Source organism: Flavobacterium gelatinilyticum (genome assembly GCF_027111295.1).
GTDB classification, from domain to species: domain Bacteria; phylum Bacteroidota; class Bacteroidia; order Flavobacteriales; family Flavobacteriaceae; genus Flavobacterium; species Flavobacterium gelatinilyticum.
Genome location: NZ_CP114287.1, coordinates 2,085,475 through 2,109,163 on the forward strand (window position 1 = coordinate 2,085,475; position 23,689 = coordinate 2,109,163).

Sequence of the window (23,689 nt, forward strand, 5' to 3'; positions counted from 1 at the left end):
ATTACAAAAACGATTTTATTTATTAATTTCAATCATATTTTCACACAAAATGATTGAAAAATGTATAATTTTGGCCACTTTTTTAATTCTTCTATACCTATTTAATAACCAATATGTCGAAACCAGAAATTAATTTCACCTTTTTTTCGTCTGTTATAATTCGTACTCCTGCATATCCAATTGATTTTTACAAAAATCTTACAAACGATCTTTCAACAGAACCTGATAAATTGAAAGAATTACTAAAAAATCCACAACTAAATGAAGCACTATATTTAGCATCATCTGAGTTATTTTCTGAAATTCAGAAATGGCAGACTGAAAAAAACTTCTCGATTGATAAAAGCGAAAAAATCAGTTTTGCGGTCTTAAAATACCTAATCAGAATGTCGACCAGATGCACTCCATTTGGTCTTTTTGCCTCATGTGGTTATGGCAGATTATCAAATCATACCAAAATAAATATTGAGGATTACACTGCTAATTTATCTGATAAAAAATATCCCTTTTATAGAAAAACACGTTTAGACATGCAATTAATCTGTAATGTATTAAGTGAATTAGGTCAAAATACATCGCTGCAGGAAGATTTGCTTTTTTATCCAAATACCACACTTTATCAATTGGGTGATTTTTACAGATATATAGAATATACTCTCGAAAAAAATAAACGTAAATATTCTCTTGAAGCATTAAAAAAAAGTGATTATTTAGACCTAATTATACAAGCCGCATCTATTGGTAAAAAGAAAAAAGATCTGGCAGGTTATTTAGTTAATGATGAAATCAATATAAACGAAGCTCTGGAATTTGTTGAAGAGTTAATTTCTAATCAGATACTAGTTTCAGAATTAGAACCAAAACTTACCGGAAGTTCTTTTTTAAATGATTTAAAAAATAAAACAGATACTAAAATTGAAATCATCAGTAAGGAAGTGGAAAATATGCTTCTTAAAATTGATTCAAATTTCACTAATGATATATCATTATATGAAGAAATGTCAGAAGTACTTACAAAATCCAAATTTTCGTTCGATAAAAAGTACCTTTTCCAAACCGATTTATTTCTAAATTCTAATGACTTTCAGCTGGATAAAAAGTATACAGCGGCGTTATCCAAAACAATAGATCTTCTGGATAGTATTTCAGAAAAACCTAAACAAACATCTTTAGAGAAGTTTAAAAAAGCTTTTATTGAAAGATATGAAAACGAAGCTGTTTCGTTAGTTAAGGCACTTGATGTTGAAACAGGCCTTGGCTATCTGCAAGATAGTGCTTTTGATTCTACTCCCCTATTAGATACTATCGAAATAAAACCAAAAAATAATACCGAATATCAAATAAATTTAAACAGAACAGAAAAAATCATTTATGATAAATTGCAAAATGCACTGCAGAATAATAAAACGAACATTCAGCTAAGTTATAATGATTTTAAAAATGAAAAAAAATCAACTCAAAAAATGCCGATTACTTTTTCGTGTGTTTTTGAAATAATTGAAGAGAATGAAAAAGAATGGATCGTAATTCAAAGCATTGGAGGCTCCAGCGCTGCAAATTTATTAGCCAGATTTTGTTATGGCAATTCTGAAATAAATAGCTTTGTAAATGAAATTACCCAATTTGAATGTGATAGTAATAACGATAAAATTATCGCTGAAATAATTCATTTACCAGAGTCAAGAACAGGAAATGTATTAAGAAGACCAAGCTTTAGAACTTATGAAATTCCGTATTTAGGACAGTCAAATCTTGAAATTTCAAATCAAATACATATTGAAGATTTATTGTTATTTGTAAAAAACAATCGATTAGTTTTATGGAGCAAAAAATATGATAAAGAAGTAGTTCCAAGGCTTACTAATGCTCACAATTATTCTTATAATGCTTTACCTGTTTATCATTTTTTATGTGATATGCAATTTGAAAATTGTAAATCTGCAATAGGAATAAGTGAGAAATTTGAAAAACTGTTTGATTATATACCAAGAATTACAATAGGCAATTGCATTATTTCTAAAGCAAAATGGCTTTTTAGCAAAAACAAACACACTGATTTTTTCAACATATTGACTTCTAAAAATAAATTCAATCCTGAAATAGTTCGCTCTGCTCTTATTTCTATGAATATAAAAAAAGAAATTCAGTATGTTTCCTTAATCGATGGCGACAATACATTAGTAATTAATCTCGCAAATGATACTTGTTTAAAAATGCTAGTTAACGCAATTAAAAACAGAACACAATTTATTCTGGAAGAATTTTTATTTCCGTCAAATAAAGCAGTTAAAGGAGAAAAGGGTGTTTATTCAAACCAATTTATCGCAGGTCTAAAAAATAATCAATTTTAAGATGAGTCAAAAAGTAAAAAGAACTTTTATTTTGGGAGAAAATTGGCTTTACTACAAAATTTATTGTGGAAATTATTCTGCAGACAAAATTCTAAAAGAAAGTATTTTACCAATCGCAAAAAAACTTCGCAAAAAAAAACTTATTAAGCAATGGTTTTTTATACGTTATAATGATCCTAAAAATCATTTAAGAATTCGCTTTCAAATAAATGAAAATAAAATTCAGAAAATACTATTTTTAGTTCATGAAAATTTTAGAGATTTGATAGAAAAAGATCTGGCAGATGATATAGTAACTGCAACTTACAAAAGAGAAATTGAACGATATGGAGAAACAACAATTGAACTAGTCGAAAAGTTATTTTATTATCAAAGTAAAAAAACTGTAAAACTTATTTCTAACACCACAAAAGAAAATGATGAAATAGCCAGGATATTTGCTTCTCTATTAATGATTGATGACTTATTAGAGCATTTTCAAATTTCATTTGAGGATCGAATTAATTTTGTAAAATCTATGGAAGAGAATTACAAAACTGAACATTACATTAACAAAAAAAATAACCAAAATTTAAATCAGCTATATCGAACATACCGAAAAGAAATCGAGTTATATCTACAAGAAAAAAAAGAACCTTTTTATCTGGAAGGAATAATAAAAATGTTTAAAATAACCCAAAAAGAAATTTTAGTAATAAATGAAATCATAAATAAAAAACCATCTCTGGTTTTAGAAAACCTTATTTCCTCCATTATCCATATGAACGTTAATCGAATATTCAGATCAAAACAAAGACAATATGAGATGCTTTGTTATGATTTTATGACTAGATATTACAAAAGTATTGCTGCTAAAAATGAAAAATAACTTCCTGCTTGTTTTACTGCTTTGCACAACAGTTTTATTTTCTCAAAGAAAAGAAACTTTCATTATCCCTGATTCATTAAAGAATACATCTTTCATAGAATTGGAAAAACGTTTTGAAAATTCTTTTTCGAATAATAAAACAAAAAAACTGTACGCGAAAACTTATTACAAAAAATCGATACTTCAAAATGATAAAATCATTCGCGCCAACGGATTATATTTATATGCGATATCTTGCGCCGATGATAAAACTGCATTAAAGTGTTCTGACTCTATTATAGCGCTCACTAAAAACAGCAGCGATTTTTATTATCCTGCAAAAGGCTATATTTTAAAGAGTAGTTTTTTAATGAAAAATATGGATTTAAAATCCTCTCTTACCAATATACTTGAAGCAGAAAAATATTCTTTGAAGAAAGACAATATCGAACAAAATTTGATTGTTAATCAACAAATAGCCTTGATTAAAATTGAACTCGGAAGACCCGGGGAAGCTTTGTCTTTAATTAAAAAAAATTACGATTATTTTAAATCTAAAAACACTAATTCAATAGATTATCTATATACTACCTGGATTTTATCTGATATATATATTCGTCTAAAAGAAATTGACACTGCTTTATATTATATTAAAATACTGCAAAAACAAATTAAGCCGGATAATCGGTTTTATCAATATTCTATTATGTATGAGGGCGTATGCTGTCATTTTAAAAAACAATATACTAAAAGCAGCATTCTTTTGGATAAAGCAATTAAAATGTTAACATCGGGCAGTGATAAACTGAATTTAGCAATTAGTTATTATTACAGAGGAGAAAATATTTTACAACATGAAAAAAATATAATTGAAGCTCAAAATTACTTTGAAAAAGCAGATTCTATATTAGTCAAAAGTGGTTCAAATACAGCCGATTTACATAATAATTGTGTTCGTTTAATTGAAATTAGTAAAAAACTAAAACAAAATGACAAACAATTGTATTACTTAAACAGATTAATTGAAATAGATTCCTATTTAAATCAAAACGGAATTATTTTAGAAGATCATATCAATAAAAATTATGAACGGCCACATTTATTATCAGAGAAAGAAAAAATAATTTCAAAAATAAACAGAGAAAAACAAATTTATATTGGTATTGTTTTTTTCTTCTTTATAGGATTAGGTCTTTCTCTTTTTTATTTATCGAAAACAAAACGAGAAAAAATCGTTTACGAGAACAGAGTTAAAGAATTAGTTAAAACCTATCAGGAGCAAAATAAAAATGCTGTAATAACGGAATCAATTGTTAAAAGTGAATCAGTTATCGAATTAAAAGAAAATACAACTAAAACAGTAGATCTTCCAAAAGAAAAAGCAATTGAAATATTAAAAAAACTGGAAGAATTTGAAAAAAATAAAGGCTATCTCGAACCAAATATAAATCAAATTGATTTTGCAAGAAAACTCGAAACCAATAGTACTTACTTGTCCAAAACCATAAATCAATATAAGAATAAAAATTTCAGCAAATATATTAATGATCTAAGAATAGAACATACTATTACAAGATTAAGTGTGGATAAAAAATTTAGAAATTATTCTATAAAAGCAATTTCAGAAGAAGTTGGATTTAGTAACTCTGAATCTTTTTCAAAAGCTTTCTTGAAAAAAACAGGATACCAGCCTTCTTATTTCATAAAAAACAGTGAAAAATAGTTCTAAAAAAACATCTTCTAACATCATAGCAATTAATTTGTTACAAATACCCCGGGTCTATATTTATAAATATCGATAATAACAATTTTCAACTGTAAACAGCAGGCAGTACATTCGCTGAAAATCAATTATAATATTTAAAAATTATGAAAAAGAAAGAAGCAAAAGCTGTCAAAAAATTATCATTAGACAAATTTAAAGTAGCTGAATTTAAAAACATGCAGACAATAATTGGCGGCGATGTTAACGATGGTAATACTGGAACAATTACCCCTCCAACAAATTCCGGACAGTAAACTATTAAAATTCTTTGAAAGTAAAGTTTGTTGAAGTTAAATATTTAAAAACATTTATAATGAAATTATTCTTTTTAATCTGTGCTTTTGTTTTCACAAATATTTCAGCTGCCCAAGAAATTACTTTGACCGAAAAACCATTTACTGACAATTATTATAACAAAGTAATTAATGATCCGTATCGATATATGGAAAATCCAAATGATATGCTGGTACAAAAATGGTTCAAACAAAATAGTATAGAAAGCAGGAAACTATTAGATAATATTTCAGGTAGAAAAGAAATACTTGAAAAATTACTTGAATTAGAAAAAAGAAATTTATTTGATATAACTTTACTTAATATTTCAACCAACAATTACTCTTTCTATTTAAAGAAATTTAATACTGATAAAACAGGAAAACTTTATTATAAAAATGGGGAAAAAGCAAAAGAAATTTTGCTTTTTGACCCTGCAGATTATAAAAAAGAATCAGGCAGTAATTACTCAATAACTTACTTAAAACCTTCACGTAATAACAATATAGTAGCAATAGGTTTGTCTAAAAATGGAGAAGAAATTGGAGATATAGCCTTTCTTGATGTAACTAAAAAAACTTTACTTCCTGAAATAATAACACAATGCTGGCCATCTGCATTAGCGGGTGTAAAGTGGCTTTTAGATGATTCCGGAATCGTTTACATTCACATACCTGTAATTGATACAAAAGACAAAAACTATATATTAAATACAGAATCAGTTATCTATAAACTAGGTGATAATCCGAAAAAGCATACAATAATATTTTCAAAAAGTAATAATCCTGAAATTAAAATCACGGATGCCGATTTTCCTGTAGTATACGATTTTGACTCTAACGATAAGTATATAACAGGCAGTTTAAGCGGTGCCACAACCTATGAAGACTATTATTATGCCAATATTGAAGAATTAAACAATCCAAAAATAAACTGGAAACCATTATATAAAAAAGAAGACGGACTCTTAAATCCAAAAATAATCAACGATGATTTATACTGTGTTTCATCAAAATACACACCCAATTTTAAGATTATTAAAACTACTATAAACAATCCTGATTTTGAAAATCCAGAAGTTGTTGCAGCAGAAAATCAAATAGAATCTATTGAAGATTATATTATTAATAAAGAAGGACTATTTTACTCTACAACTAAAAATGGAGTTGAAGCCAGACTTTATCAGAAAAAAGATAATGTAATAAAACAAATACAATTACCAATAAAAGCCGGAGCTATCTCTATACAAAACAAAAACAGCTCTGATTCCGGCTTATGGGTAAGCATTAGCGGATGGCTAAATTCTAAGTCCAGATACAGCTACGATGCTGTAAAGGGCAGTTTTACCGAAGCAAATGTTACAGCACCAATCCTTTATCCGGAGTTTAAAGATTTCGTTGTAGAAGAAATAGAAATTCCATCACATGATGGTGCTATGGTTCCGGTATCATTAATTTACAAAAAAGGCCTTAAAAAAGATCAAATGAACAATATTCTAATTGATGGATACGGTTCATTCGGGATTTCAATGAAACCAAGATTCAGAACTATTTATTTAACCTGGGTTTTAAACGGCGGTGTCTTTGTAGAATCTCATGTAAGAGGCGGCAGTGAAAAAGGAGATAATTGGTATAAGAACGGATATAAATCAACAAAACCAAATACCTGGAAAGATTTGATCTCCACGGCTGAATATCTGATAAAGGAAAAAATTACATCAAAAGAAAGAATTGCCATAACCAGTGGCAGCGCCGGAGGTATTTTAGTAGGCAGAGCAATTACTGAAAGACCTGATTTATTTAAAGTAATGATCTGCAAAAATGGAGAATTAAACACAGAGAGACTTAAAGAAACTCCAAATGGACCAAATTGTATGAAAGAATTTGGTAATCCAGAAATAAAAGAAGAGCATGAAGCGCTTATTGAAATGGATTCTTACCTACATATTAAAAATGGAGTAAAATACCCTGCTTGTTTAATAACTACCGGTATGAACGATGCCCGTGTAGCTCCATGGATTTCAGGTAAGTTCGTGGCAAGATTAAAAGTTTCAACAGCATCAAAAAATCCTGTTATTTTTGCAGTTGACTACAATGCTGGCCACGGATTAGACAACTCCAATCTGCAATTATATAGTGATTTTGCTGATCAATATGCATTTGCGCTATGGCAAATGGGCAGTCCTGGATTTAAATTAATAAAATAATATAAAAATCACATACTCTAGTAGCAGAACAAAAAATTAAATATCATTATGGACTTGATACCTTTTCTTCCACTAAAAGCTAAAGCAAATTTTATAAATATCTCATCTAAATAATCCTGGTGGTAGAATCGTAGCTAGAGGATTAAAAAATAGAAAATCCAATAAAACCTACTATTTGATTCGAAATACAAAGTGATTATTGCGCAGACGATGCTTCATCAGTATTTCGAATAAAACTTAAGTCAAGCTTTGTTTTTGATCTGCAGTTTCAAACAAGTACAATAACAAAAATATCAACTTTAGGCACATCAAATCCCTGAAATTTCGTACTTTTGCCATTAACTATTGAGAGCACAAATTTGTACTGTACCTATAGGTGTACCTGTTCTGAAAAATGATGAATAATGCCCATATTTAGCGGGATTGCGATAAAGACTGCGGAGCCTCTTCCTCCGCTGAGAGCTTAAAGTGAGACTTTTCAAAGTTTAAAAAAAGGCTTAAATTCACAGAAAACACTACAGATCAGAAAGTTTACAGAGTTTTGTCTTTTAATGCTGTTTTCAATATTTTCAAAACCGTACAAAAGTCTAGTGGCAAAATCTTGACTAATTGCTGTTTTATTTGGTTGCGAAGTACTGTCAATGTTGCAATTGAGTAGTGCTATTGGGTATTATGAACGAATATAATGTCGTATTTCATATAAGTTGTATGCACACTTATTATTTTAGACTTGCTGAAAAACACTTTTAAACTGATACAAAATTCTTTCTATCAATCTCAAATCTTCGGTCACAATTTCAGCACTGCCTTTCATTTCCTGTTGAAAATGAATTTGTTTTTTATAAGAAGTCTGTAATCCGTTTGGAAGTGCAATATCCAATAAAAGATTTCCATCTTTATCCGGAACAAGGGATATGTTTTTTATTCTGCCTTTTAATACGCCAAATTCTCTATCAGGATAATTTGCTAATCTGATATTTACAATTTGTCCTACCTTTATTTTTCCTGAATTTAAAGCTGGGGCTTTTACTTTTCCGATCAAACCATTTTTTGTATTTGGAATTATAGAAAAGACATTATCTCCAACAGTTATGGTCTGATTTTCTATCCAAACCTGCAGAAAAGTAACCACACCACTTACAGATGACTTTAAAGCATAGGTCAATTCCCAGTCTTTTATTACTTTTTTTAGCTGATAGAAAGATTGTGCCATGTTTCTTCCTAAAGTAACTTCTTCTTTAGTACCGCTTATTTGTGTATTCTGACTTAATTTCGAGTTATCAATCAAAGAAGACTTTAACTGAGAAATAGAAGATAAAAGGCCTCTATAACTTTTTTGAGCCTGAAGATAGGTCAGCTTCTTCACTTCCATTTCCTGAGCCGAAATAATTCCTTTATTGAATAACGTCTCAAAACGTACAATCTCATTCTTTTGGAGCTGTAATTCGCTTTCATTAATTACTTTTTGCTGCTGAAGAATATCCAGTCTTTCTTTGATTTGAACTTTTTCAGAAATCTGAGCCCGATTTTCTACTTCAAAAGGCTGCAGTTTTTCGTTTAACTGCTCTGCTTGGTAATCTTTTTTAAAAACAGCAAAGGCACTTTCTATTTCACCTAATTGCGTACCTTTTAGCAAAGCAAAAGGGAACTCTTTTTTAGGATCATTGATATTATATTGATCCACAATACTTTTCAACAAATAAACATCTTTATAACTGGCAGTGTTTTCAATAATAGCCAGCGTACTGTTTTTTGACACAATCGATTTGTCTTTAACTAAAATCACTTCAATTCTACCCGAGGTCTTTGAAACTATTTTTTCGGGTGGAATATTAGTTGTAATTATAATTTCGGTCGTTACAACATCTGGATATTTGATAAACCAGGATACAAAAAACAGCATAAAAATAATGACAAATATCAAAACGGTGCCCCACCTTATCATCCAATGTGGTACTTTGGTTAGAATGTCTTGAACTTCCTCACTTCTTAATTCAAATGTAATATCTTCAGCCATGATTTAATTTCCTAATTGTAATTGATTACGAACGAGCTCAAAATAATTTCCTTTTTGTTCCACCAATGCAGCATGATTTCCTATTTCGATAATTTTTCCTTTGTCTAGAACTACAATTTGGTCTGCATTCATTACGGTACTTAATCGATGTGCAATCACAACAACGGTTTTGTCTTTAAAGAAAACATCTAATTTTTGCATAATTTCTTTTTCATTATTAGCATCTAAAGCAGATGTAGCTTCATCAAAGAATAATATTTCAGGATTTTTATAAACTGCTCTTGCAATTAATAATCTTTGTTTCTGCCCGGTGCTCATTCCTAATCCTTCAGTACCAATTTTTGTATTATATCCCAGAGGGAGTTCACTAATATACTCTTTTATATTAGCTACATCTGCGGCATAAACCAAACGTTCTTTATCTACTTTATCAACACCAACAGCTATATTATTAGCAATGGTATCGCTAAAAATAAATCCTTCCTGCATAACCGCTCCAATATTAGATCTCCAGGCTTTTTGCGAAATGTTTTTTAATTCTGCATTGCCAATAGTAACTTCTCCTTTTTCAGGTACATAAAATTTGAGTAGTAATTTCATTAAAGTAGTTTTTCCGCTTCCGCTGACACCTACGATTGCGGTTACTTTATTAGCCGGAATCTTCAAAGTCAAATTATCTAAAACAGGACGATCTGCTCCCAGATAGCGATACGAAAGATTCCTGATATTAATATCTGAATCATACGGAACTTCACTGGTTTGATGTTCTTCTGCTTGTGTTTCATCTTCTTTTTCATGAATCTCTGATAATCTTGCCAATGAAATTTTAGCATCTTGAAACTCACGAACAAACTGAATGAGTTGTGCTATGGGGCCGTTTAAACTTCCAACAATCGAATTGATCGCCAACATCATTCCGAGTGTAATTGAACCATCTATGACCAATTTGGCTGATAGAAATGTTATAAAAATATTCTTTAATTCGTTGATTACTGAAGATCCCGTAGACTGAGCCTGCTCTAAAATTAATCCTTTGATAGAAACCCTAAACAATCTTGCCTGAACGTATTCCCAACTCCAACGTTTTTGTTTTTCAGCATTATGGAGCTTGATTTCCTGCATTCCGTTAATAAGATCCATTACTTTGCTCTGTTCTTTAGAAACCTCAGCAAAACGCTTATAATCAATAGCTTCTCGTCGTTTCAAAAATAAAGTAATCCATCCAAAATAAAGTATACTCCCCGCAAAAAACACAAAAAAGATCTGCAGGTTAAAATACGCCAAGACTCCACCTAAAACGACCATGTTTAATACAGAAAATAAAACATTTAATGATGATGTGGTCAGTATTTTCTCTATTCTGTGATGATCATTAATACGCTGCATAATATCTCCGGTCATTCTAACATCAAAAAACGAAATAGGGAGATTCATTAATTTTATAAAGAAATCTGAAATTAGCGAAATACTTATTCGTGTTGAAAGATGCAGCAATATCCAGCTTCTTATAAGCTCTATACCTGTTTTTCCTGCAAAAAGAAATAATTGTGCGAAAAGAATTAAATAGATAAAGCTGATGTTTTGATTTTGTATTCCAACATCTACAATACTTTGTGTTAAAAACGGAAAAATAAGCTGTAATAAACTCCCCGAAAACAAGCCTATACTAAGTTGTATCAAAAATGATTTATACCTTAATACATATTGAGACAGCAATGCGAAACCTAATCCTTTGTTTTCTTCTTTATCAAAATTTGATTGAAAAAATTGTGGTGTGACCTCCAGCAATAATGCAATTCCTTCCTGAGTCGATTCATCTGCATTATTTCCGATCCAGAATTTAATAAAATCTTCTTTATTATATTCTATCAAACCAAAAGCAGGATCTGAAATATAATAGATCTCTTTTTTGATTTTATACAATACCACATAATGGTCTTTATTCCAATGCAGAATGGACGGTAATTGAATCTCACTTAATGTATCTGCATCTGTTTTAATACCCAATGTCCTAAAACCAATCTTTTCAGCAGCATCACTTAAAAAAAGCAAATTACTTCCTTCACGAGTCGTTTCGCTGTAGTTTCTTAAATCCTGAATATGAATAGTTTTGCCATAATGTTTTGCAATTATTTTTATGCAAGTTGGCCCACAATCTTTAGCATCGGCTTGTATTAAAAATGGGAATCCATTCATCTTATTCATTATTTTTCAAAGGCTTATAACCTTCTTTAACTAAAATTAATTTAAAAACACTCTTTGTTTACCTACAGAATTTGTCACATATAAATAAGCAATTTATTCATTAAGACATAGAAATCTGCTCCAATCCGTTTCATTATACTCTATGGCTAATAAAGCTAAAGCAGCACCAGATAACCCATTTAAAAAGGAATTTTTATTAACCGGAACTTTATATCTTACTTCATTATAAGGATGAGAATAATAAATGGTCCCTTTTATTTTTATAATTTTAGAAATGTTCTTAATTAATTCTTTCTTCCAATACTCTATTTTAAAATCTATAAAATCATTTTCATGATATCTGTTTATTTTATGAAATAGAAATAAAAAACTACTTATTCCATGACAAAATCCAATATCAAAAAAATCATGCTCTTCAAAATAGTATAATGAAGAAGTTGACACTGTAGCATGAGCATTTACTTTTATTATTTTTTTAGAATATTGAATCAAATCCTCATTGTTTAAAACTCTGCCGGCATAACAAAATGCATAAGAAATTGGCAAGTCCCCAACACAATAGGCAGGTCTGCTATTAATTAAATTAAGGTGTTTGTTTTTTATACTATAGACATCTGGAAAGAAAGAAGTTCCTTTAACTGCATTTTCTGCATTTTTAAAAGTTTTTATAAGTCCTGAAATTAAATTATCTAAATAGGGATTGCTAAACTGAAGTTCTTTTAGCTTTACAAAAAAAATCAAAACAGAACAGATACCATGTGCCATACCAAGATCTATGACTTCTAATTTTTCATCATATTTCACTTTATCAATCCAATAAATCTGGCCTTCAATTTCTTTTCTGCTTTCCCATAAAGAATTCACAAATAGATTAATGAGATTAGAAATTTTATCTTCCTTAATTTTATCTTCATCCAGAAAATATTGTATTTTACCTATACTTCCGTAAAAAACTTCAAACATATTCTCTTCTATATCATTCATTATAGATTGATATAAATTATCTTCCAGTTCTTCCAGAAAAGAGCTCGCATCATCAATAATTTCGCATTTCTTTAGATATTCGATAGTTAGAAAAACACTTTCAAATCCATCAAATGATCCTCTTGAAAATTCATGATCATTAAAAATAGCTACAAATTTATTTAATAAATAAATACATCTTTTTTTATATAACTGCTCCTTATTTATTTTGTATCTCGCAGCAAAATAAATCAAAACTCCCAAGTCATGATTAATTACAGGATTCGACATTTTTTTTGCAGAAGCAAATAAAATTTTATCAATTTTCTTAAATAAACTATCCATTTCTTCAACTAAAGCTTGATTCATTTTGTACATTAAAAAACAGGTGCTTGTTTACAAGCACCTGCTAAAAACTATTTAGTAATTTTGCTCTTCATGACGGCAGCAACCTCTGTCTCCATTAGAAGCACTACAGCTGAAAATTGATAAGAATCCACCGTTTACTGTTTTCATTTCTTTTTTGTCTAATACTGAAACTGTTTTTTTGTTTAATTGTAATTTTTTCATGGTAAATAAAATTATATTTATTGCTTACTCTGTTATATAGGATTTTCAGCTGCTTCCTAAAACCTGCGCAGATTTATTCTTTATTAAAATTTAATTATGTCAATGATCCAACTCTTCTGCGGCCGCACGACGACAACAAGCGCGATCATTATCTGAGGCAATGCAACTATAAATTGATGTAAATCCACCATTTACAGTTTTCATTTCTTTCATATCTAATACTGAAATTGTTTTTTTGTTTAATTGCAATTTTTTCATTTTGAAATAATGTTATGTTTAGCCTACTCTGTTTTAAGGATTTTCAGCTTGCTCCTAAAGTATTCTATAACTTATTGAGAAGATTATAATTATCCCAAAATGCTTTGCTGTATTGCGCTTTCTCAAATAAAGTCTGCTCTTGATGGTAGGTGAATTTTTCAGGATTGCGAATATTAAAATCATTCCAAAATGAATTGACTACAATTTGAAATGGGTGAATGCCATTATCCTTGTCTACTATGTTACCATAAATATTATTTTTCATTTCACTAACATAATAAAGTCCCTCAATTTTTTTAAAATCAGTCTCAATAATCTCTAATGTAGATTCTTTTTGAATATATTTTTTTTGCCAGCCTTGCAATTCTATCATTTTATCAAAACTGCTGTCGTATTTTTTAATTTCCCATTTCTCAATTATTTTTACAATTGCATAATCATCCTTATTTATGTACAATGTTCCTGAAAAATCACACAAAAAATTCCTCTGAGTATAACTATATTGATCCCGAAGTGTAGAAAAATGTATTACATAAACTTCCTTGTTATTATAAATTATGTCATCATCTTCTGTAAAAACAAATTTTTTAAATTTTTTCTCATCCAGATACTTGCCAAAAATTATAGGGTTACTGCGATAGACATAAAAAAAATCAGAATTCAAACTTTTCGGACTATATCCATTTTTTATATTCCAGCGTATCTCTTTTAACTGATGGTAACTTCGATTTATCTTGTCATAACCAAATTCATATTGCTTTGCAATAAAATCAAGGTCCAGCATAGTAGTGTCCCGAACTTTAACATTAATATTTGAAAGCAATTCTGAATTAAAATCTTTTAATGGGTAATTATTTTTTTTATTTATAATTGCTTTTTTTACAATACTGTAAGGATATTTTCTTCCTCGAATAATAACTTCGTTTAAGGCAATGCTTTTTTCCTTACTTTGTTTTTGATTACCTATGATCTGTATGCTATTATCACTCTTTTCAATACTGTTTTCAGCTTTATACAATTCATATTCAACACTTTCGACCAAAGTAGATTGATTTACTTTATTAAAATAAAAATAACCGTCATGAATTGAATTTAATCCTGCATAAACAAAAACCTCAGGAGAAAATAACCTGTTTAACTGTGGTTTTTCCATTCCCTCTTGTTTTGATGAAACAAACATATGAGGAATGTTTTTGCCTCTTAAATAATATTCAAAAGACTTATTATCTATTAAAGTGTTATTCCATTTTCCTCCTAAAAAAATCGAGTCGTATGCAGTCACGGCTGCTAAACTATACACCCTTTCCTTTAACGCTTTTTTTATATAAGTCCCCATAGGAACAAAATCTTTGAGAACAGGATTTGTTACAGAAGACATATTATTGACAAAATGTTGATTTGCCCCCCAGCAAATTATCTTTTCATCCTTATGATTTTTAATATACTCCAATAGATTATCCGCCATCTGTTTATCTCTTACATTGTCATCAGATGTTGTATTATAGGGACTTAAAATTTGTGTTTTTTTTGAATATGAATTTTCTCCCAATACCAGCAAACTCTTTATTATTTGCGCCCAATAAAAATTTGTTTCGGTTTTGGGCTTTTTGGCAATTGCTTTTAGTAAATTTTCAAGAGATGATTTATACTGGCTGTACGTGATATCATTTTCATCAAAAACAAAAGAGTAATTAATTGATTCAATCAGTAATTCTAAATCTCCCCTATCTAATTTAAGCTCTAATTGATTTTTGTTGCAATATTCAAACAAATCAATAAATAAGTTTTCATCTCCATATTTTCCTGTAATTTGATTATCAAAGCCAAACAATTTTATATTTAATTTGTTTGTATCATAAAATTGAACAAAACTTTGAAACTCTTTCCTATTGGACCAGACGGGAAATAATGAATTTTTAAAAGCCAATAACGTGTTGGTTCCTTTCTTAATTTCATTCTGAGCTTTCCAAACATCATAAACTCCAGATTCAAATGCGATGGTACTAAAACCGAGTTCCTGGTGCAAATATTGAATGATCTTAGTTTTCATCTCAAAAACATTTCCATCATAATGTGTTTTCTCTCCCAACATTAGCACCTGTACACCTTTTAATTCTTCCTTTAAAAAAGAAAAATCGTCATTTGAAGGATTTTCAGGTAAATTCAAAATTTTCGGATTGAAATTTTGCGTATTACCAACAAAATAAAAAATATTAAAAATTATTATTAAAAATATATTTCTCATTTTAGTTTCGTATTGCATTTTTCTGCTCTTCTCTTATTGAAGAATATTTGAATCTTGCTATTTGACTATAATAATATTCATATAATAAATCATATAAAACCCATTCATTCTTACGCTGTTTGGATTTAAAAAGCCTGTTGCAATGCATATGTATGTAACTAGCAAGAAAATTTTCTATAACTATAGATTTATCCAAAATATCAACTTTCATTTTTTTGAGTATTATAGCAAAATACACCTTACTTTCTTCTACGAATACTTTAATTAAAGCGTCTAGTTCTGGGTTTTCATCATTAAAAACAGCTTCAATTTTATATTTATTATCCCTGTATTTTTTACTTAATTGCTTTCTGATTTCTTTATCGATCCCAAATTCATTCCCAAAATTTATTTTTAACGATTCCAGTAAGTCTTTTTTTTGCCCCAAACTATAACCGCAGTTTTCTAAAAAAGCATCTATTGCTTTCATACCGTAAAGCCACCTGTTTTCCTGACTATCTTCTGCCAGAATTATTAATTTTAATATGAGCTGACTGTTGATAAAAAATAATGATTCAAATTCTTCAATAGTACTAAATCCATATCTTTCTAATTCTCTTTTATAGGTGTTAATAGTAATGTCAGATATCAACCTTTCATTTAAATAAGGCGCAACCAGGTCATAAAACTTTAAAATAATTTTGCTGCAGTTTTTTGTGTCACACAAATGAAATCGTACTCTTAAGTGAAAGCCATTTTCATCACTATATCGTATGTAAAACCATTTATCTATAATACCTTCCTCAATCAGGTTTTGTGTTAGTGGTAAAAGTTTAAAAATCAAAAACTTATCAGATGTCTCAGGTCCTAAATACAGGTTGTAATACAACCATTCACTTCCAACTATAAACGATCGTGTTGGCACATCTACACTATTTTTCATAACATTTCTTTATAGAATGAAAGGATAAATTCATTTTCTACAGCTTTTTCATTCTTTTTTATAAGCGCCTTATTTTCATTAAATAAATACTCTTTAATAATCAAAGATTCTTTGTTTTTAATTACAGACAAGAACATTTTACAACTTAATTCATTTTTAAAATCAACAAATAAATTATTGTCAAAATCAATTATCTGAACTCTGTCTGGAATACATTTAATTTTTCTGCATTTGTTCAGTTGTTCAATTGTTTTTAACTCCAAAAGTTCTTCTTTTTTAAATTTCCATGTTGCTAATGAAAAAATGATATTCTTATACATTACCCTCGGTAAATAAGGCTGATTTATTAAGATATCTCCCCAGTCAAATCCAAAATAAGATCTGGAATTTTGAGCTTGTATTTCAGTTAAAAAGCTATATATAGGCAATGGGTCTGCATTAAAATTATGGGCATTTGACAAAACTGGAATGACTTCTATGTTTTTCGTCTTCGACCTTAGTACAATATGTCCATTTCTTAAAGAAACCATAAGATCTGATATCGGTAATTGTCTTTCTCTTGGCAGCGCACTTTTAGCCAGATAAGGAATTTCATAATTCCTTAAATTAGATCTGGATAACACATTTCCAACTCTCGCTTGAGGCAGGTGCACTATTTCAGCAAAAATTGCATTATCAGAATTTTCTTTAACTAATATTTCTTCAATAAAACTGTATATATCTGCATCAACATGGCTAAACCTGCTTAATAAATTGGTTGCTGTTGTGCCTCCAAAATTTGATAAATAGATAAGTGGTTTGTTTTTATCCGTTTCAAAAATTTTAATAACAGACGAAAAAGTATTCGGAACTTCATCCCAACTTTCTTTAAAACCAACAAAATCTTCTTCTTTTAATTCGATTGATTTTTCTTTACTATCAAAACCTGCTACTATTTTATTCAATAAAAGTTTGCTTAATTTTGTACTAGAAACCTTTTTTACAGTGTTCGCTTTTTTTCTCGCCTCCGGAATTTTTATTGATATGTCATCTACCAGTTCTGAAATACTAAAGGCATCCGAATTTTCATGCTCTTCTCCAAATCCAATTCCTGTTTCAACATCTAATGCCAATGCTAAAGGAACCTCTTCATCTTCAAATCTTTTATGAAAGTTCTTTTTAAAATGGTTCAATTTCTTATTTTCTAAATTGGAAGATATTTTGTTTAATATCTTCAATCCTTCTTTAACATCTTCAATTATATTACAATCAAGACTGTTTTCTCTAAAAGTCACATTAAGATCTGTTTGAAAAAGATATTTTTTATTTACTTCAATATCTAAGGAAGAACCTATTGCTTCTATCTCACTATACAACAATAAGTTATCGCCTTTTTTATTAGTATCTAATACTTCCAGTTTGTCCTTAATTTGATTGAATTTACTTATAATTGTTTTTGATTTCACTTCTTTTCTCAATACTTCAAAATAATCTCTGCCGGTAACTGTGGGAGAAATCGAACTAATTAATATCTGACTATCAATTAATTCATGTACAAAGTCTATTGCAGCATCTAATGAAATTTCTGGTTCGATTATAAAAGAAACTAACTCATTAATTGTTATACCATTTTCTGATTTTTTAAGTATTTCATCAATAAAATCACTAGCATCAATAGACATTAAAAAATGTTTTCTATTGGTATCTACATATTGATATTCAACATATCTCATTTCATTTCCTATAGTATACAAACTAGTATTTGGAAAATATAAAAGCTCATTTCTGATTTCTTTATCTGATTCTAATTTTTGAGAAAGAGCACATAAATAATTCATATCTAAACGTGTAACTCTTTTATAGTCTACAGAATTATTTAAAACAATATTTGTTTCATTTTCAATTTTACCAACTGAACAGCCGCTAAATAATCCAAAAGGAGTACAGCGTGTACCCATTCTTAGCAAATATTTTAACAAAGAAAACACTAACTTTTCATCCACGTCCTGATGATCTCTTTGCAAATATTTGAGCATTTCCTGATGTAATTCTGGTGATGCTAAATAAATTGCCTCCGAGACTGATGGATTCATACATAATTCTCTTACCTTATTTACATTTAAATCGTTTACTTCATTAAAAGTTAGATAGGGAGTTCTCAATATGTATTTATCGAATGGTATGTAATTGATTTCTTTATTCACTTTTAACTTGAAATATTCTATTTTAATTAGTGATTGTTAGATCTGAATTTTGTTTTTTCTTTACGAATATGATTCTGAAAAGATATTATTTGAAAATCCGTATTAATGAAAATTTCCTATTATCAAAAAGTTTCATTTTCCTGAAGTCAAAACTATATATTGATGCAATGTTGTACAAACTATGTACTTCGGAATTCAGGAATTTCGATAGGGAATTCGGGAATTTCGTATCACAAAAAAAATAAAATACTAATAATCAAAATTTTACAAACAAATAAAAATACATATTTTAACAGCATAAATTCGTACATATCTCCCTATTTTTGTATTAAACCTATAGTTATGACTTTGTTAAAATTCATTAAAATCTCCCCACTATTACTATTTCCTATCTTTTTATCGGCTCAAGAATCAAAACAAGAACTTATGAAATTATCTTTTGATGAATTACATAAACTTTATTTTGATAATGAGAATAATATCAAAAAACAGATTTTATATAGGGATGTCTACATGGCGAAAGCTTACAAAGAAAATAATAAGATTAGAAAAGCTCGTGGTAATTATCTAACTGCCCTACTGTATTATAACTCTGACACCAATAAAGCAATTCAATATCTTGATAGCGTTATAAAATATTCCACAGGTACAAATGACAGATCTTTTCCTGTCGCTGCATACTGTGAAAAAGCTGACTTCCTTAAAATACAGTTTAAGTTTGAAGAAGCTATGCTCAATTATAAGCTAGCTGAAAAAATAGCACTTCAAACAAACCTAAATTATTATTATGTAGTAAGAGGTTACATTGCAGTCACTAAATCTGAAGATCTTGGAGATCATAAAGAAGCTCTGGATATATATAAAGAATGTTTTCGTTTTTACAGATCAAAAAATTACAGATCAAAAAAATATGCAAACAACTTTCAATATATCATTTTTGGAATGGCTAACTCTTATAGATCATTAAAAAATATTGATTCGACAACCTATTATAATAAATTAGGATTACGGGAAACAAAACTTACTAACAATATGGCTTTACATTATTCATTTGTTTTAAATGAAGGAGCAAATCAAGTTTTAAAAAAAAATTATAACGCAGCTCTTGATAGTATTTATAAAGCTTTGCCTAAAATGAAAGAGTACAAATATATGGGAGGAAATACTCTGGCTTGTTATTTTTATTTAGGAAAAGCTTACGATGGATTAGGACAAAAAGAAAATGCTGTAAAAAATTACCTGAAAGTTGATTCTACCTATTCTAAAACAAAGGAAATAACGACAGAATTTATGGATGCTTATCCTTATTTGATTCGTTATTATAAAAATATAGGAGACAAAGAAAATCAGCTTAAATATATTTCAAAAAATATGGCTATTGATAGTGTCCTGCAAAAGAAGTATAGAAATCTAAATACTTTTTTAAGAAATGAATACGATATTCCGCATTTAATATCAGAAAAAGAAAACATTATTAAATCTTTAAAAGAAGATAAAGTGAAATCGTTTTGGGGAAATGGCATACTAATTTTAGGGATAATTACAGTATCGACGTTTGGGTTTTATCAATTTCGACATAAAAAAAAATATCGTTCCCGATTTGAAAAAATAATGAAGGAAACTGCAGACAAAGATTTTCAGGAAAAAGAAAATGAAAGTACAAATAATAACAAAACTGCCATTTCTAAATCCAGTGATATTGGAATTAGCGAAGAATTGATCGAACAAATTTTAAAGAAATTAAATTCTTTTGAGAAAGAAAATGGCTTTTTGAAACCTAATATTACCGTACAATCGCTATCGAATGTTTTTGAAACCAATACTAAATATTTATCTAAAATAGTAAACAGTTACAGAAATAAATTTTTTATACAATACATAAATGACTTACGAATAGATTATGCGCTGGAAAATTTAAAAAAGGATTCTAAATTGCGAAAATATACAATTCAGGCACTTGCTGTAGAGTTTGGATTTAATAGTGCTGAGTCTTTTTCTTCTGCTTTTTATAAAAAATCAGGCATAAAACCTGCTTATTTCATCAAACAACTTGAAGATTCAATTAAAAATAAACAACTTTAAAACAAACATATACAATATTTTTTGTATCGAAATTCCTGAATTTCGACAAATTGAAATTATAATTATAATGTTTTTTAAAACCAACATTTATATTTGTCTAAATCCTTAAAATTAAAAACATGAAATTATTTAAATCTAAGAAAGAAATAAAAAAATTTGATCTGGAAAAAATGGAAGTCGCCAAATTTAAATCCCTGCATTTAATTAAAGGAGGAAGCGATCCAATTGACCCTAAGCATAAATCAACTGGAAATTGTGACAATCAATTAGAAAACTACTAATCTTACTTACTGTTCTTATTGCCGAATTTTAAGGCAATAAGAACAAATCAGCTATTTTAAGAATCACAACGCTTTTACATCATGATAATGAATCCTTTTTTATTCCTTAAGTTATTTCCAAAATAGTAATAAAATTATTTTTAGCATATTCTCCTTCTATTTTTTACAGCCTGCAAATAGTATTGAAGTTATACTATCGGCTACAAACAATAAGAAAGTTCCTCTTTTTCTGTATTATCAAAATCCGATAAGGTTTTAAACATTTTTCAATGTAATGAAGCTTGCTGAAAAAGAATAAGTAAAAACAAGAAATAATGTCAGATTATAAAATCAAATATTTTTCTGAATACGTCCTCAGAACCCCCATATTTCCATTATCTACTTATTTTAAGATAATTGAAAATTATTCTCCTGATAAGTCCGCAGCATTTTTTAAAAATCCTGTAGTAAAAGAAGCTATTACTCTTGCTTCGCCAGATTTAAAAAAACAATTGGATAAATGGCTCTTAGATGATTCTTCTTTATCTAACAAAAAAAAAGAAGCTCTGGAACTTACTTCTTTAAAATATATAGCAAGAATGTCTTCTCGATGTACACCATTTGGTTTATTTGCGGGATGCTCTGTAGGAAAACTGAATTCTGAAACTAATATTACGATAGCATCTCTTGATAAACATAAGCGATTTACACAATTTGATATGCAATATTGGGTTGCAATGCTCCAGGATATTGCAAAAAGTGACAAAGCCAGGTTTCATTTAAAATTTTTTCCTAACTCTTCAATTTATGAAATCGGTGATTTTTATCGATTTATTGAATACAAATATGTCAACACAAAACGTGAACATCAAATTTCTGCATTACGCAAATCTTATTTATTAGAAGAAATACTAAATCAGGCAAAATCAGGAATTACCATAAGTGAAATGATTTCTTTTTTAGCAGATAATGATTCTGAAAAAGAACAAGCAAAAGCCTATGTTTTTAAACTAATTGATTTTCAGTTTTTAATTAGTGAATTAGATGCTGTAGTAAGCGGAAATGATGAATGGAAAAGGATTATTGATACCTTTACTTCTATTCCTTTTTTTAATAAAGAAACAGAATTATTTAAAAATCTAAATATTAAACTTTCTAATTTAGATCTTACATTATCTCCTGCCGAAGAAAGCTACACAGAAATTAAGCAGGCAATAGAAGAAATTGGAACTGCTTATGATGAAAAGCATCTTTTCCAAACTGACCTAAGCATCACAACTTTAAAAAATAACTTAAATAAAAAGATTCCTCAAAAAGTGTTGAGGGCAATTCAATTTTTAAATGGTTATCAGAGAAATAAAAAAAATAAAAATCAGGAGAATTTTAAAAAAGCTTTCATTCAAAGATATGAATCTAAAGAACTGCCTTTAAGCATTGTATTGGATACTGAAACAGGAATTGGTTATTTGCAAAATCATGAGATGAATGACACTAACGAAATACTTGAAAATTTTTCTTTTAAGCCCAAACAAGTAAAAGAAAAAATTCAAACCTGGACTTCTGTCGATTTTATTTTGCAAAAAAAACTGCAGCATTGTATTCTTAAACAAGAAAAAAATATCGTATTATCTGAAAAAGATTTCCCTGATTTTGATTCTAACATTAAGAATGCTCCCGTAACTTTCTCTGCAACTATCGAACTTTTTAATGAAGATCAAATTGCCTTGACAGCAACTGGAAATGTAAGTGCGGCAAAATTATTAGGCCGTTTTTGCAATGGTAATAGGGAAATATATAATATCACAAAAGAAATTATTCAAAAAGAAGATGAATATCATCATGATAAAATCTTAGCTGAAATTGTACACATTCCGGAGGCACGAACTGGAAATATATTAAAAAGACCTGTTCTTCGAAAACATGAAATTAGCTATTTATGCAAACACGGTGTTGTTCAGGAAGATAATTTAGATTTAGGAGATTTATACCTATCTGTTAAATCAAATAGAATTATTTTGCGATCCAAAAAATACAATAAAGAAATAATTCCTTGTTTATCAAACGCACATAATTTTTCTTCAGTGAGTTCTCTTCCTATTTATCATTTTTTATGTGATCTTTGCTCACAGGATACCAAGCCCATTCATTCTTTTTATTGGGGCGTTTTGGAGTTACAATATGATTTTTTCCCGAGAGTTCTGTATAATGACGTTATACTTTCAAAAGCAAAATGGAAAATTAAGAATAGCGAAATAAGATCTTTTTACACTATGAATCAAAATCATAAAACAGAAGAATTTTTAAAATGGAGATTAGAAAGAAATATTCCACGATTTGCAAATTGGATTGATTCTGACAATACTTTATTATTTGATTTTGAATCGTCAATTTGTATCGAATTATTCCTAAAATCGCTTAAACAAGAAGAAGAATTTTTTCTTGAAGAATTTTTATTTACAGAAAAATCAGTTGTAGAAAACAGTTCTGGAGATCATTTTTCGAACCAGATTATATTATCCTATTACAAAGAAAAAATATAAAA

At 28.8% G+C, this 23,689-nt stretch carries 16 protein-coding genes; 8 read left to right on the forward strand and 8 right to left on the reverse strand.

From position 1 onward, the window contains the following. The first annotated feature begins 113 nt into the window (after positions 1–113). From OZP11_RS08990 to OZP11_RS09010, 5 genes are all read left to right on the forward strand, one after another. Positions 114–2,351 (forward strand): lantibiotic dehydratase family protein, encoded by a 2,238-nt coding sequence (locus tag OZP11_RS08990; protein ID WP_281234881.1) that lies wholly within the window; start codon positions 114–116, stop codon positions 2,349–2,351. Position 2,352: 1 nt separating this feature from the next. Further along, entirely contained in the window at positions 2,353–3,219 is an 867-nt protein-coding gene (locus OZP11_RS08995) for a thiopeptide-type bacteriocin biosynthesis protein (protein ID WP_281234882.1), read from the forward strand. Next, positions 3,209–4,921 (forward strand): helix-turn-helix domain-containing protein, encoded by a 1,713-nt coding sequence (locus tag OZP11_RS09000; RefSeq protein ID WP_281234883.1) that lies wholly within the window; start codon positions 3,209–3,211, stop codon positions 4,919–4,921. Before OZP11_RS08995 ends, OZP11_RS09000 begins: the two co-directional genes overlap by 11 nt. Positions 4,922–5,067: 146 nt before the next feature. Next, a complete protein-coding gene (locus tag OZP11_RS09005) occupies positions 5,068–5,217 on the forward strand; it encodes a hypothetical protein (RefSeq protein ID WP_281234884.1) in 150 nt (49 codons plus the stop codon). Positions 5,218–5,276: 59 nt separating this feature from the next. Then, entirely contained in the window at positions 5,277–7,442 is a 2,166-nt protein-coding gene (locus OZP11_RS09010) for a prolyl oligopeptidase family serine peptidase (RefSeq protein ID WP_281234885.1), read from the forward strand. A 724-nt stretch (positions 7,443–8,166) separates the two neighbouring features. Here the strand turns inward: OZP11_RS09010 and OZP11_RS09015 are convergent. The 8 genes from OZP11_RS09015 to OZP11_RS09050 all read right to left on the reverse strand — a co-directional run bounded on the left by OZP11_RS09015 (position 8,167) and on the right by OZP11_RS09050 (position 18,805). Beyond that, positions 8,167–9,459, reverse strand: a complete 1,293-nt coding sequence (locus tag OZP11_RS09015; RefSeq protein WP_281234886.1) for an HlyD family secretion protein — start codon at positions 9,457–9,459, stop codon at positions 8,167–8,169. Positions 9,460–9,462: 3 nt separating this feature from the next. Continuing rightward, on the reverse strand, positions 9,463–11,655 hold the full coding sequence (locus tag OZP11_RS09020) for a peptidase domain-containing ABC transporter (RefSeq protein ID WP_281235516.1): 2,193 nt from the start codon (positions 11,653–11,655) through the stop codon (positions 9,463–9,465). 102 nt (positions 11,656–11,757) lie between these two features. Next, a complete protein-coding gene (locus tag OZP11_RS09025) occupies positions 11,758–12,996 on the reverse strand; it encodes a lanthionine synthetase LanC family protein (RefSeq protein WP_281234887.1) in 1,239 nt (412 codons plus the stop codon). 51 nt (positions 12,997–13,047) lie between these two features. Then, on the reverse strand, positions 13,048–13,197 hold the full coding sequence (locus OZP11_RS09030) for a class I lanthipeptide (protein WP_281234888.1): 150 nt from the start codon (positions 13,195–13,197) through the stop codon (positions 13,048–13,050). A gap of 99 nt (positions 13,198–13,296) precedes the next feature. Further along, on the reverse strand, positions 13,297–13,455 hold the full coding sequence (locus OZP11_RS09035) for a class I lanthipeptide (RefSeq protein WP_281234889.1): 159 nt from the start codon (positions 13,453–13,455) through the stop codon (positions 13,297–13,299). A 64-nt stretch (positions 13,456–13,519) separates the two neighbouring features. Next, positions 13,520–15,700 (reverse strand): erythromycin esterase family protein, encoded by a 2,181-nt coding sequence (locus OZP11_RS09040; protein WP_281234890.1) that lies wholly within the window; start codon positions 15,698–15,700, stop codon positions 13,520–13,522. A 1-nt stretch (position 15,701) separates the two neighbouring features. Continuing rightward, positions 15,702–16,622: a thiopeptide-type bacteriocin biosynthesis protein gene (locus OZP11_RS09045; RefSeq protein WP_281234891.1), complete on the reverse strand. Its 921-nt coding sequence runs from the start codon at positions 16,620–16,622 to the stop codon at positions 15,702–15,704. After that, positions 16,619–18,805 carry a lantibiotic dehydratase family protein gene (locus tag OZP11_RS09050; RefSeq protein ID WP_281234892.1) on the reverse strand — a complete coding sequence of 729 codons (2,187 nt, stop codon included), beginning with the start codon at positions 18,803–18,805 and terminating at the stop codon, positions 16,619–16,621. The genes OZP11_RS09045 and OZP11_RS09050 overlap by 4 nt, the downstream gene beginning before the upstream one ends. A 426-nt stretch (positions 18,806–19,231) precedes the next feature. Here OZP11_RS09050 and OZP11_RS09055 point away from each other — a divergent pair, with 426 nt between their 5' ends. From OZP11_RS09055 to OZP11_RS09065, 3 genes are all read left to right on the forward strand, one after another. Continuing rightward, entirely contained in the window at positions 19,232–20,887 is a 1,656-nt protein-coding gene (locus OZP11_RS09055) for a helix-turn-helix domain-containing protein (protein WP_281234893.1), read from the forward strand. Between the two features lie 119 nt (positions 20,888–21,006). Beyond that, positions 21,007–21,168 carry a hypothetical protein gene (locus OZP11_RS09060; protein ID WP_281234894.1) on the forward strand — a complete coding sequence of 54 codons (162 nt, stop codon included), beginning with the start codon at positions 21,007–21,009 and terminating at the stop codon, positions 21,166–21,168. 314 nt (positions 21,169–21,482) lie between these two features. Beyond that, on the forward strand, positions 21,483–23,687 hold the full coding sequence (locus OZP11_RS09065; RefSeq protein WP_281234895.1) for a lantibiotic dehydratase family protein: 2,205 nt from the start codon (positions 21,483–21,485) through the stop codon (positions 23,685–23,687). Positions 23,688–23,689: the final 2 nt, after the last annotated feature.

Excerpts from the sequence above, each read along its gene's own strand:
- OZP11_RS08990 (WP_281234881.1), top strand. The coding sequence starts at position 114 with ATGTCGAAACCAGAAATTAATTTCACCTTTTTTTCGTCTGTTATAATT.
- OZP11_RS08995 (WP_281234882.1), top strand. The coding sequence starts at position 2,353 with ATGAGTCAAAAAGTAAAAAGAACTTTTATTTTGGGAGAAAATTGGCTT.
- OZP11_RS09000 (WP_281234883.1), top strand. The coding sequence starts at position 3,209 with ATGAAAAATAACTTCCTGCTTGTTTTACTGCTTTGCACAACAGTTTTA.
- OZP11_RS09005 (WP_281234884.1), top strand. The coding sequence starts at position 5,068 with ATGAAAAAGAAAGAAGCAAAAGCTGTCAAAAAATTATCATTAGACAAA.
- OZP11_RS09010 (WP_281234885.1), top strand. The coding sequence starts at position 5,277 with ATGAAATTATTCTTTTTAATCTGTGCTTTTGTTTTCACAAATATTTCA.
- OZP11_RS09015 (WP_281234886.1), bottom strand. The coding sequence starts at position 9,459 with ATGGCTGAAGATATTACATTTGAATTAAGAAGTGAGGAAGTTCAAGAC.
- OZP11_RS09020 (WP_281235516.1), bottom strand. The coding sequence starts at position 11,655 with ATGAATGGATTCCCATTTTTAATACAAGCCGATGCTAAAGATTGTGGG.
- OZP11_RS09025 (WP_281234887.1), bottom strand. The coding sequence starts at position 12,996 with ATGAATCAAGCTTTAGTTGAAGAAATGGATAGTTTATTTAAGAAAATT.
- OZP11_RS09030 (WP_281234888.1), bottom strand. The coding sequence starts at position 13,197 with ATGAAAAAATTACAATTAAACAAAAAAACAGTTTCAGTATTAGACAAA.
- OZP11_RS09035 (WP_281234889.1), bottom strand. The coding sequence starts at position 13,455 with ATGAAAAAATTGCAATTAAACAAAAAAACAATTTCAGTATTAGATATG.
- OZP11_RS09040 (WP_281234890.1), bottom strand. The coding sequence starts at position 15,700 with ATGAGAAATATATTTTTAATAATAATTTTTAATATTTTTTATTTTGTT.
- OZP11_RS09045 (WP_281234891.1), bottom strand. The coding sequence starts at position 16,622 with ATGAAAAATAGTGTAGATGTGCCAACACGATCGTTTATAGTTGGAAGT.
- OZP11_RS09055 (WP_281234893.1), top strand. The coding sequence starts at position 19,232 with ATGAAATTATCTTTTGATGAATTACATAAACTTTATTTTGATAATGAG.
- OZP11_RS09060 (WP_281234894.1), top strand. The coding sequence starts at position 21,007 with ATGAAATTATTTAAATCTAAGAAAGAAATAAAAAAATTTGATCTGGAA.
- OZP11_RS09065 (WP_281234895.1), top strand. The coding sequence starts at position 21,483 with ATGTCAGATTATAAAATCAAATATTTTTCTGAATACGTCCTCAGAACC.